The organism is Kitasatospora sp. NPDC056531 (assembly GCF_042794375.1).
GTDB lineage: Bacteria > Actinomycetota > Actinomycetes > Streptomycetales > Streptomycetaceae > Kitasatospora.
Map to the genome: position 1 here is coordinate 60,869 of NZ_JBHTTU010000007.1, position 12,259 is coordinate 73,127.

At 72.7% G+C, this 12,259-nt stretch carries 3 protein-coding genes; all 3 read right to left on the reverse strand.

Features of this window, described 5'->3' with window-relative positions:
* Positions 1-26 precede the first annotated feature (26 nt).
* From ACFQ87_RS10200 to ACFQ87_RS10210, 3 genes are read right to left on the reverse strand one after another with little or no spacing between them, the layout of a single operon-like run.
* Positions 27-1,517 carry a tryptophan 7-halogenase gene (locus ACFQ87_RS10200; protein ID WP_380610183.1) on the reverse strand — a complete coding sequence of 497 codons (1,491 nt, stop codon included), beginning with the start codon at positions 1,515-1,517 and terminating at the stop codon, positions 27-29.
* Positions 1,514-2,884 (reverse strand): cation:proton antiporter, encoded by a 1,371-nt coding sequence (locus ACFQ87_RS10205; RefSeq protein ID WP_380610184.1) that lies wholly within the window; start codon positions 2,882-2,884, stop codon positions 1,514-1,516. Before ACFQ87_RS10205 ends, ACFQ87_RS10200 begins: the two co-directional genes overlap by 4 nt.
* The gene (locus ACFQ87_RS10210) at positions 2,881-12,249 is read right to left on the reverse strand and encodes an amino acid adenylation domain-containing protein (protein WP_380610185.1); all 9,369 of its coding nucleotides are present in this window, start codon (positions 12,247-12,249) and stop codon (positions 2,881-2,883) included. Before ACFQ87_RS10210 ends, ACFQ87_RS10205 begins: the two co-directional genes overlap by 4 nt.
* Positions 12,250-12,259 lie beyond the last annotated feature (10 nt).

Sequence of the window (12,259 nt, forward strand, 5' to 3'; positions counted from 1 at the left end):
GCCCGGCCCCCGGTCACGGCGAACCGTCAGGCCGACTGCGGGGCGACCCAGGAGAGGCCGTCCGCCGAGGGGATCAGGCCGCCCTCGAAGAGCGGCAGCTCCTCCTCGGCGTCCTCCCCCAGCGCCACGTGCATCTGCATCTTCGAGCTCTCGGTCATCGCCTCGCGCGCCACCGACGAGCCCAGCAGCGGGGCCCAGTTCTCGTTGCCGCCCGCCGAGATGGTCTCGACCGCGGCGGCGAACTCCTCGGTCTGCGCGTGCAGGCGTGCGGCGACCGACTCGGCGTCCGTGAGCGCCGCCTCCCCGGAGGAGACACCGCCCACCAGCTCCACGAACGACTCCAGTTCGGAGTTGCTGTTCCGGGTGAGCTTCTTGGCGTCCCAGAAGTAGGAGCCCTCGACGCGGTGCATGTCGTAGAAGGACATCAGGAACTCGTAGAACACGCCGTACTCGCGGCGGTAGCGCGCCTCGAACTCCTTCATCGCCACCTCCTCCTCGACCTCGCCGGCCAGCGTGCTGTTGATCGACCTCGCGGCCAGCAGCGCGCTGTAGGTGGCCAGGTGGACGCCGGAGGAGAAGACCGGGTCGACGAAGCATGCGGCGTCACCGACGAGCATCATGCCCGGCCGCCAGAAGGCGGTGTGGTGGTACGAGTAGTCCTTGCGGACCCGGATCTGGCCGTACTGGCCGGTGGTGACCCGGGTGGCGGGGGCGAGGAAGTCCGAGATCATCGGGCACTCGTCGATCAGCGCCTGGAGCGCCTTCTCCGGATCGCCCTGGACCTTCTCGGCCAGCTCCCGCCGGACCACGGCGCCGACGCTGGTCAGGGTGTCACTCAGCGGGATGTACCAGAACCAGCCGCTCTCGAAGGCGACGCACAGGATGTTGTAGCGGGTCGGCTCCGGCAGCCGCTTGCCGCCCTCGAAGTAGCCGAACAGCGCCAGGTTGCGGAAGAAGTCCGAGTACTCCCGGCGGCCGCCTATGCTCTGGTTGAGTCGGCTCTGGTTGCCGGAGGCGTCCACCACGAACCGGGCCGACACCTCCCGCTGCACCCCCTGGTCGTCGGTGTAGCGCACGCCCGTGACCCGGTCGCCGTCCTCCACGATCTCCGACACCGCACTGCCCTCGCGGACCACGGCGCCGACCCGGCGGGCGTTGTCCAGCAGGATCTTGTCGAACTTGGAGCGCTCCACCTGGTAGGCGGTGGAGGTCGGACCGGCCATCTGGGGGGAGACCGAGAAGGAGAAGGTCCACGGCTCCGGGTTGGCGCCCCAGCGGAAGGTGCCGCCGCGCTTGAGCGGGAAGCCCGCCTTCGCCAGCTCGTCCGCCGCGCCGGTCAGCCGGCAGACGCCGTGGACGGTGGACGGCAGCAGCGACTCCCCGATCTGGTAGCGCGGGAAGAACTCCTTCTCCAGAACGAGCACCGAGTGCCCCTTCTTGGCGACGAGTGCGGCCAACGTCGAGCCGCCAGGACCGCCGCCGACAACAACGACATCGAATGCTTCGGTGTTGCTCACGCTGATTTCTCTCCCGCTTCCTCGCCGCCGACGCCGACGGCCTGTACTGGATGTGCAGTTGGTGCAGTTGGTGCAGTAGGTGAAGTTGGTGCAGTGGGTGAAGTTGGTGCAGTGGGGGACGTACCGGTCCCGATGCGGCCCGCCCGCCGCCCGCCCTTGGGACCGTCGCCGATCAGCTGGAGCAGCGGGCCCGTCATCACGGTGGTGACCAGCGCCACCAGGACCAGGACGGCGTAGAGCTTCTGGCCGATGAGGCCCGCGGACTTGCCGACCTCCAGCACGATGAGCTCGGTCAGACCGCGGGTGTTCACCATGACGGCGACCAGGGCGGACTGCCGGGGCTCCATGCCGTGCAGGCGGGCCACGCCGTAGGTGGGAACGATCTTGCCGGCGATCGCCACCAGCAGGAGCAGGCCGAGCAGGGCCAGACCGTCCGCCCCCACCGTGGCGAGGTTGACGGACAGTCCGGTGGTGACGAAGAACAGCGGCAGCAGCAGGTTGGCGGTCTGCTCCATCGGCCCCAGGACGTCGGCGTCCGGGGCGCCGTCGCGCCGCGGCATGGCCATCCCGGCGAGGAACCCGCCGAAGACGGCGTGCAGCCCGAGCGACTCGGTGACCCAGGCGCTGCCCAGGGCGACGACCAGCGCCACCGGCACCGGGTTGCTCAGCAGGGTGGCCGGCCGGGCCAACCACCAGCGCAGCACGGGCCGGACGCAGCCGAACAGGAACGCCGCGAACCCTACCAGCAGCGCCAGGGCCACCGGCCAGGACCAGCGGGTGGCATGGCCTGAGTCGCTGAGCACCGCGGCCAGCACCAGCCAGGCGGCCACGTCCATGAGTCCGGCCGCCGCGATCGCCACCGTTCCGGCCCTGGTGCCCGGCGCGCGCTCGCGCACGATGGCCGCCAGGACCGGCAGCGCCGTGATCGAGATCGCCACCGCCATGAACATCGCGAACGAGGTCCGGCCCGCGTGCGCCGGGTCCACCGCGGAGAAGATCCCGCCGCACAGGGAGACGGCCGCCAGGGTCAGCCCCATCGGGACCAGCAGGGCCGCCAGCGCGACGTTCACCGCGGTGCGTCCCGCCCGGAAGGTGCGGAAGTCGATCTCGTAGCCCGCCACGAAGAGGAACAGAACGATGGCGACCTGGGCCAGCACCGAGAGGAACGGCCGGGCCCCGGCGGGGAAGAGGAACGTGGTCGGATCGCCCGGAAGCCGGCCCAGCAGGGTCGGCCCCAGGGCGATGCCGCCCAGGATCTGGCCGGTCACCGTCGGCTGGTTGAGCCTGCGGGCGAGGCCGCCGCACAGCCAGGACACCAGGACGACCAGGGCCACGTCGCCGAGGACGACGGCTGTCGGGGCACTCATGAGGACTCCTCCTCGCTCTGCGCGCCGGCCTCGGCCCGCAGTTCGGCCAGGTCCGTCTCCGGACGCCGGACGATCCGTTCCAGCAGGCGCAGGTAGTCCCCGGACAGCCGCTCGGCGCTCGCCCGGGCGAACAGGTCGGTGCTGTACTCCAGGTAGCCCTCCAGGCCCTTGTCCGTCTCACGCAGCGACAGGTTCAGGTCGAAGGTCGCCGTCCCGGGAGCGGTGGAGAGCGTCTCCCCGGTCAGGCCGTCGATGCGGTCGGTGTCCCGCTGCGCCGCACCGCCCGTCGCCGGGGCCGGCGCCAGGTTGAACATCACCTGGAACAGCGGGGAGTGGGCCGGATCGGGGCGCGGGACCAGGGTGCGGACGAGGTCCGCGAAGGGCAGGTCCCGGTGCGCCTGCGCCTCGGCCACCACCTCCCTGGCCTGGGCCAGCAGTCCGGTGAAGGCCTGCTGCGGCGCCACGTCCAGGCGCAGCACCAGCGCGTTCACGAAGTACCCGACCACGTCGTCGAGTTCGGCGGCCGGCCGGTTGGTCACCGGCGAGCCGATCGCCAGCTCGCGGTCGTCGGTGTGCCCGCCCAGGAAGGCCGCGTAGGCCGCCAGCACGGTCATGTAGAGCGTGGCACCGTGCTGCGCGCCGAGCCTGCGCAGCCGCTCCACCAGGTCGGCCGGGACGGCGAACTCCACCGCCGCGCCCTGGTAGGACTTCACCGCGCAGCGCGGGTAGTCAGTGCGCAGCGCGATGCGCTCGGGCAGTCCGTCGAGCCGCTTGTGCCAGAAGTCGCGCTGGCGGTCGAGCTCGGCGGCGTCCACGGTGCGGCGCTGCCAGCGGGCGAAGTCGGCGTACTGCAGGGGCAGGGGCGCCGGGCCCGGTCGGCCATCGCCCGACCCACGGTAGATCTCGACGAGTTCCCGCATCAGGATGCCGGTGGACCAGCCGTCCACGACGCCCCACGGGCGGGTGAGGACGAGGACGTGCTCGTCCTCGTCGACGACCAGCAGGTGGGCGCGGAGCATGTGCCGGTCCTGCGGCGCGAAGGGACGCAGTCGCTCGGCCCGCAGCCATTCGGCGAGCGCGGCCTCTCCCCCGGCGGGCTTCGGGAGCTCCAGGACGGCCGTCTCGAAGCCGTCGGCGGCGTTCACGCGCTGGACGACGGTCCCGTCGCGCTCCGGGTAGCTGGTGCGCAGGATCGCGTGCCGCGCCACCAGGGCGTGCACGGACCGCGCCATGGCGTCCCGGTCCAGCCGGCCGCGCAGCCGTACGGCCAGCTGGGCGTTGTCGTGCGCGGTGCCCAGGTGCGCGGGGGTCCGCAGGAACCACAGGTCCTGCTGGGCGAAGGACAGCGGTGCCTCGTCCCCCTCCGTCGCGGGCGCGGCCGGCAGCAGGTCGTCGGACGGCCGCGGCTGGCCGGCGTCCCCGCCGTCGCGCTCCGCCCCGGTTGCCGGGTGCGCGTCGGCTCCGTCGCCGGGCTCGCCGGCCACGGCGGCGGGCGGCTCTGCCTTCCGGGTGTCCGCTTCCAGCGCCGCCGCCAGGTCCTCGACGGTGGCGGCCGTGAGGATGAGCTGGAGCGGCAGGTCCGCGCCGGTCTCCTTCTTGACCCGCAGGTTGAGGCGGGTGGCGAGCAGGGAGTGGCCGCCCAGGTTGAAGAAGTTGTCCTGGAGGCCGACCCGGTCGAGCCCGAGGATCGCGCCGATGTGCCGGCACAGGAGGTGCTCGGCCTCGGTGCGGGGCGCGACGTAGACCTCCTTGGCGAGGTCCTCCTCGTCCGGTGCCGGCAGCGCCCGCTTGTCGACCTTGCCCTGCGGGGTGACGGGCAGTTCCTCCAGGACGACGAAGGCACCGGGGACCATGTAGTCCGGCAGCCGGTCGGACAGGTGGTCCCGCAGCTCCCGGACCAGGCCGGGGCCGACCCGGTCGATCTGCGGCGCGTTGGCCAGGCGCTGGGCCCGGTACGGGCCGCGTGCCAGCACCCGGGGTCGCTCGCCCCAGCCCAGCACCAGGTCGAGGCCATCCGGCCGGTCCTGGGACCAGGTCGCCGCGATGTGGTAGCCGAGCTCCTCGGCGTGCCGCAGCACCGCCTCCAGCTCCCGCACCTCTTCCCGGGCCCGCGCCGAGAGCCGCTCGCCACCGGGCAGCGGCTCCACCTGGCGGGACGGGGCCAGCCGGGCCAGCGAGGCGAGGACGCGCACGTCCTCCGCGACCCGCGGGTTGGTCAGTCCGGTGACGCCGAACCGCTCGGGGACGTCGCCCACCAGCAGGGCGCGCAGCTCGGCCGGGGTGGCGGCCTCCAGCCAGGGGAGGCCGGGCGTCGTGGCGGCCTGCCCCTTGGTCAGCACCACGTCGTAGCGGTAGGCGAGCATCTCGTTGCCGCCGGTGCCCCGCTTGACCACGATGTCGACGGCACCCAGTTCCTCGAATCGCTCCGGGAGCCGGGCGAAGTAGCTGGGACTGACCAGGAGTTCGGTCTCCTGCCGGCGGCGGCGTTGCACCTGCGCGGCCAGCGCGCCGGCCGTGCTCGGCACGCCGGAGCGGCTGCGCTCGATGGCGCAGACGTGCTCGGAGAAGAGGTCCAGGTTGCGGATGTCGCCCAGCAGGATCCGGCCGCCCTCCTCGACCAGGGGCAGGATCCGGGCGATCACCTCCTGGAGGTAATGGCGGCTGGGGAAGTACTGCGCCACGGAGTTGAGCACGACCACGTCGAAGGTCGTGTCGCCGAGATCCGCCACCGACAGCGCGTCGCCCTGCCGCAGGGTGAGGTGGGACCAGCCGCGGCGCTCGGCGCCCCGGCGCACGTCCGCCAGGGCCGCGGCGGAGATGTCGATACCGTGCACCCGCTCGCACTCCTGCGCGTAGCGGAAGAGCAGCAGTCCGGTGCCGCAGCCGATCTCCAGCAGCCGCTTGGGCCGCAGCCCGCGGATCCGGTCGACGGTGCCGTCGATCCACTCCCGCATCTCCGCCTCGGGGATCGGTTCCCCGCTGTAGCTGCTCTCCCAGCCGGCCAGGTTGAGGTCGTCGGGGACGGCCTCCTCGGCTTCCCGGGAGTACTGGTCCTCGAAGAGCTGCCGCCACTGGACCAGGTGCTCGGCGGTCTGATCCGCGGCTGCCTCCTCCAGCCACTCCTCGGCCGGGCGCACGTAGGCGCTCAGTGTGCCGGACTCGCCGTCGGAGCGGGGCACGACCACCGCGCTGTGCACGGAGGGGTGCGCGTTCAGCGCCGCCTCGATCTCGCCGGGCTCGACGCGGAAGCCGCGGACCTTGACCTGCTCGTCCACCCGGCCGCGGAACTCCAGGGTGCCGTCGGACAGCCTGCGCACCAGGTCGCCGGTGCGGTACAGGCGGCCGCCCGGGGCGTCGCCGAAGGGGTCGTCGACGAACCGCCGGGTCGTCAGCTCCGGGTCGCCGAGGTAACCGCGGGCGACGCCGGCTCCGCCCAGGCAGAGCTCGCCGATCACCCCGTCCGGCACCAGCCGCAGCCGGTCGTCGGTGACGTAGGCGGTGGTGTGGGGGACGGGCATACCGATCGGCACCCGGCTGTCCTCGGCGAGGCCGCGCGGGATCACGTGGTAGGTGGAGGCGATGCTGTTCTCGGTCGGGCCGTAGCCGTTGGTCACGGTCAGCCCGGGGTGGGCCGCGTGGAGGCGCTGGACGTCCCGGGCCGAGAAGGTGTCGCCCACGACCGCGAGCTCGCGCAGCGGCAGCGCACGGCGGCTCGCAGCCTCGGCGAAGGCCGGCAGGAAGGCGGCCGACAGCAGCATCGTGGTGACGCCGGCCCGCTCGACACAGTCGAGCAGCTGGGCCGGGTCCTTGGAGTCGCCGTCGTGCAGCACCAGGAGGCCGCCGGAGAGGAGCGGGGTGAGCACTTCCTGGGAGCCGGCGTCGAAGGAGATCGAGGAGTGGTGGAGCACGACCGTGGACTCGCCGGCGGCGAAGTAGTCCGGGTTGCGCACCAGTCGGACCACACCGCGCTGCTCCACCAGCACGCCCTTGGGGCGGCCGGTGGACCCGGAGGTGAAGACGGCGTAGGCGAGGTGGTCCGGTGTCAGGCCCAGCCCGGCGCGGTCGGGATCGTGCGTGGGCATGCTGTCGAGCACCTGGGCCCGGTCGCCGGCACGCTCGCCGGTGTCGAGGTGGACGAGTTCGTCGACCTGCTCGAAGAGAGGTCCCGGCAGCCCGGACTGCCCCAGCACGATGCGCACCCCGGAACCGTCGAGCAGGGCTTGGATGCGCTGCTCGGGGTAGTCGGGGTCGATCGGGACGTAGGCGCCGCCCGCCTTGAGGACGCCCAGCAGTCCGACCACCAGCTCCGGCGAGCGGTTCGCGCACACTCCGACGAGGACGTCGGGGCCCACCCCGGCGCCGCGCAGGTGGTGGGCGACCTGGTTCGCCCTCGCGTTGAGCTGCGCGTAGGTCAGCCGCCGTTCGCCCTGGCGCACCGCGATCGCCTCGGGGCGCTTGGCCGCCTGCTCCTCGAACAGCTCCGCGAGGCAGGAGTCCTGCGGGTACGGGGGGCGCGCGCCGCGGGCCACGGTGAGCAGCCGCTCCCGCTCCGCCGGGGGCAGCACGTCGATGTCGAGTGCCAGGGTGCTGTGTCCGTCGTCGGCGGCGAGCGCGTCGACGATGCCGGCGAGCGCGGTCTCCACGTAGGACAGCAGGGTCTCGGGTTCGACCGTGTCCTCGATCTGGACGGTCAGGGAGAGCTCGTCCCCGAGGTCGTCGAGCGACATGCCCATGGGGTAGTTGGTGCGGTCCATGACAGCCAGCCAGCGGATGCCCTGGTCCTCCAGGAGCGGTGCCGGGACGTCGTCCCGCGCGGGCTCGAAGTGCCGGAAGTTGATCGCCGCGCTGAACAGCGGGGTGTCGCTGTCCAGTCCGCTGCACCGCTGGGCCAGGCTCAGCGAGGACTGCTCGCGGACGATCAGCTCGCGCAGGTCGCCGGCGACCTCGTCGACCAGCTCCCGCACGGTGCGCCCGGCCAGCCGCACCCGCAACGGGAGGGTGTTGATGAAGTTGCCCAGCATCCGCTCCACCCCGGGCACGCCTTGGAGGCGCCCCGACATGACGGTGCCGAAGACCACGTCGTCGCGCCCGCTGCCGGCGGCCACCACGCGGGCGCAGGCCGCGTGGAAGAGCCACGCTGGGCTGAGGCCGAGCCGCCCGGCCTCGGCCCGCAGCCGCCGGGTGAGGTCGGCGGGCAGCGAGCGGCGCGGCTTGCGGGTACGGCGGCCGTCGCCGTGCACGTCACTCAGGCCGAACGGCACCGTCGGTTCGGTGACGTCGCCGAACGTGGTGCGGAAGTACTGCTCCACGTCGCCGGTACGCAGCTGGTGCAGGGTGTGGGCGACGAAGTCGCGGTAGAGCGCCGGCGGAGTGAGCAGGTCGGCGCGCCCGGCCATGTGGGCGGCCAGCTCGTCCGCGATCAGGCGCATCGAGGTGGCGTCCTCGATGAGGTGGTGGAAGTTCATCAGGAGGAAGCGCCGGGACGATCCGGGGTCCTCCGCGATCCGGACCCTGAGCATCGGCGCCCGGTCCGGCGGCAGCTGGGCCCGCAGACCGGCCAATGCGCGGGCCCGCTCCTCGGCGTCCGCGCCGGTGCCGGCCGCCTCGCCTTCGGACAGGTCGATGTGGTCCACCGGGAGCGTCGCCGATCGGTACACCACCTGGACCGGCTCGGGCAGGCCTTCGGTGAGGACGGCGGTGCGCATCACGTCGTGGCGGTCGATCAGCGCCTGGAGCGCGTCGAGGAACGCCGTGCACGCGGCCTCGTCGTCCGCGGCGAACACCGCGGACATCACGTACGGGTCGTTCTCCGGGTCCATCAGGTGGTGGAAGAGGATGCCTTCCTGGGAAGGCACCAGGGGGTAGACGTCCTGGATGTTGGGGGCGCCGCCGGGGACCCGGTCGGCGATGGCGTCCAGGTGCTCCTGGCCCAGCTGGACCAGGGGCAGCAGCTCGGGGGTGAGCCGCTCGCAGCCCTCGGGGACGGCGTTCGGCGGCACGGAGTAGCCGGGCTCGGCCGCCGGGTCCTCGCCCGTGCCGGGCCCGCCCGTCTCGGCCGTGCCCGCGTCGATGCGCGCCGCCAGGCCGGTCAGGGTGGCGTCGTCGAACAGGTCACGCACCGTGAGCTGCAGCCCGGCGGCCCGCAGCCGTGCCACCAGGACCGTGATGAGCAGTGAATGGCCGCCCAGGGTGAAGAAGTTGTCGTTCGCGCTGATCCGGTCGGCCTCGAAGCCGAGGAGGTCGGCCCAGACCTCCGCCAGCACCCGCTCGGTGCCGTCGGCCGGGGCCACGTACGCGCGGTCCTGCCGCTGGGTGTAGGCGTCGATGTCGGGGGCCGGAAGCGCGGCGCGGTCGAGCTTTCCGTTGGTGGTCAGCGGCAGGTCCGGCAGGAGCACGTAGGCGCCGGGGAGCATGTACTCGGGCAGGACACGGCGGGCGAGCCGGTCCAACTCGGCGCGCAGCCCCGCCTCGCCCTGGTCCGCCGCCGGCACCACGTAGGCGACGAGCTGCCGGTTGCCGGGCCGGTCCTCGCGCACCACGACGGCGCACGAGCGCACCCCGGGATGCTCGTTGAGACTGGCGGAGATCTCGCCCGGTTCGATGCGGTATCCGCGGATCTTGACCTGGTCATCGTTGCGCCCGTGGTAGTCCAGCGAGCCGTCCGCCAGCCGCCGGGCCAGGTCCCCGGTGCGGTACATCCGGGCGCCGGGCACCGCCCGGAACGGGTCGTCGAGGAAGCGCTCGGCGGTCAGCTCCGGCCGGTTCAGGTACCCGCGGGCAACCCCCGCGCCGCCCACGTACATCTCGCCGACCGCCCCGGTCGGCACCGGGTTGAGGTGGCGGTCGAGCACGTAGACGTTCAAGTCCGGCAGCGGCCCACCGATCGGGCTGACGGCGGAGGCGGTGTCGGCCTCCCTCACCACCCGGTGGGTCACGTGCACCGTCGTCTCGGTGATGCCGTACATGTTGACCAGCTCGGTCGCCGCGTTGAACGGCCGGGCGAACCAGGGGCGCAGCGCCGTGGGGTCCAGCGCCTCGCCGCCGAACACCACCGTGCGGAGCCGGTGCCGGGCGCCGTCCTCGCCCTGGGCCGCGATCAGCTGTCCGAAGGCGCTGGGCGTCTGGTTCAGGACGGTCACGCCCTCCGCGCACAGCAGCGCGTAGAACTCCCGGGGGCTGCGGGCCACCTCCTGCGGGACGACGACGAGTCGGCCGCCGTGCAGCAGGGCACCCCACATCTCCCACACCGTGAAGTCGAAGGCGAAGGAGTGGAAGAGCGTCCACACGTCCTCGGGGCCGAAGCCGAACGACTCCCGGGTCGTGGTGAACAGCCGGGTCGCGTTGCGGTGTTCGACCAGGACGCCCTTGGGCAGGCCGGTCGAGCCCGAGGTGTAGATGACGTAGGCCAGGTCCTTGGGCGAGGCGCCGGTCACCGGTTCCAGGTCGTCGGCGGGCAGCCACTCCCAGTTCCCGCGCACGTCCACCACCTGGGCGCCGCCGGCGTTGAGCCCCTCGGGCAGCTCACCGTCCACCAGCACCACCTTCGGGGCGCTGTCCGACAGCACGTGGCCGAGCCGGTCGACCGGCGCCGTCAGGTCCAGCGGCACGTACGCGCCACCCGCCTTCAGCACCGCCAGCGCGCCGACGACGAGCCACTCGCCGCGCGGCAGGCAGAGCGCCGCGAGCGTGTCGCGGACCACGCCCGACGCACGCAGGTACCGGGCCAGGCGGTTCGCCCGCGCGTTCAGCTCGGCGTAGGTCAGGGAGCGGCCCTCGCAGGTCACCGCCACCGCGTCCGGCGTACGGCGCACCACCTCTTCGAACCACTCGTCGAGCCGGCGCACCGGCTCGGGCGCCGGGCCCGACGGGGCCGCCCACTCCCGGGTCACGGCGCCGAGCTCGGCGTCGTCCAGCAGGGGCAGCCGGGAGATCGGCTCCTGCGGCGCGTCGGCGACGGCGGCCAGGAGGGTGGTGAAGTGGCGCACGAAGCGCTGCACGGTCTCCCGGTCGAACAGGGCGGTGCTGTACTCCACGGCGCCGGCCAGGCCCTGCGGGGTCTCCCGCAGGTCGAGGGTGAGGTCGAACTTGGCGATGGTGAAGTCGACGTCGACCGGGGTCACCTCCAGCCCGCCCAGGGTGAGCCGTTGCTCCGTCTGCTCCTCCTGGAGCACCAGCACGGTCTGGAAGACCGGTGAGTGGCTGAGTGCGCGCTCGACCTGGAGGGCGTCCACCACGGCCTCGAACGGCACGTCCTGGTGGTCGTAGGCCTCCAGCGCGGTCCGCTTCACCTGGGCGAGCAGCTCGGTGAAGGCCGGATCGCCGTCCAGGCTGTTGCGCATCACCAGGGTGTTGGCGAACAGCCCGATGAGCCCCTCCGTCTCGACCCGGTTGCGGTTGGCGATGACGGTGCCGACGGCGATGTCGGTCTGCTGCGTGTAGCGGTGCAGCACGACGGAGTAGGCGGCCAGCAGCGTCATGTACAGCGTCGCGTCGTGCCGCTCGCCGAGCTCGCGGAGCCGCTTCAGCAGCTCCGGCGGGCAGTGGAAGAACTCCCTGGTGCCGTCGTAGCCGCGCACCGGCGGGCGCGGGCGGTCCGCGGGCAGCGTCAGACCCGTGTCGACGCCGGCGAGCTGGCGCTTCCAGTAGTCGACCTGACGGGTCTGCACCTCGCCCGCCAGCCACTGGCGCTGCCAGTGCGCGAAGTCGGCGTACTGCACCGGCAGCGGCTCCAGGGCGTCGTCGCGGCCCTGGCGGGCCGCCTCGTACAGCTCGGTCACCTCGCGGAAGAACACCCCGACCGACCAGCCGTCCGAGACGGTGTGGTGCATCGTCACCATCAGGACGTGCTCGGTCTCCGACACCCGCAGCAGCAGCGCCCGGATGAGCGCGTCCTGCGCCAGGTCGAAGGGCGTGAGCATCTCCTGCTGGCAGATCCCGGGCACCTGCGCCGGGTCGGCGACGTCCTGCTCGCGCACCGTGAAGCCGGTGCCATCGTCGATGCACTGGTACGGGACGCCGTCGCGCTCCTCGAACCGGGTACGCAGGGCCTCGTGCCGCAGCACCAGCCCGGTCAGCGCCCGGCGCATCGCCGCGCGGTCCAGCGGACCGTGCAACCGCATCGCCATCGGGACGTTGTAGTAGGCGCTGGTGCCCTCCAGCTGGGCGAGGAACCAGAGCCGCTGCTGGGCGAAGGAGAGCGGGAGCGGCTGGTCCTGGGACCGGGGCAGGCGCGGGATGATGTCCAGCGCGGAGAGGTCGACGCCCCGCTTGGTCAGCAGCGCGATCACGGCGCGCTGCCGCTTGGCGGGCATCGCCTGGATCTTGCGGATCAGTTCCGGTCCGCTGTCCGGGTACGGCGTGCTCATCGTCGGCCTC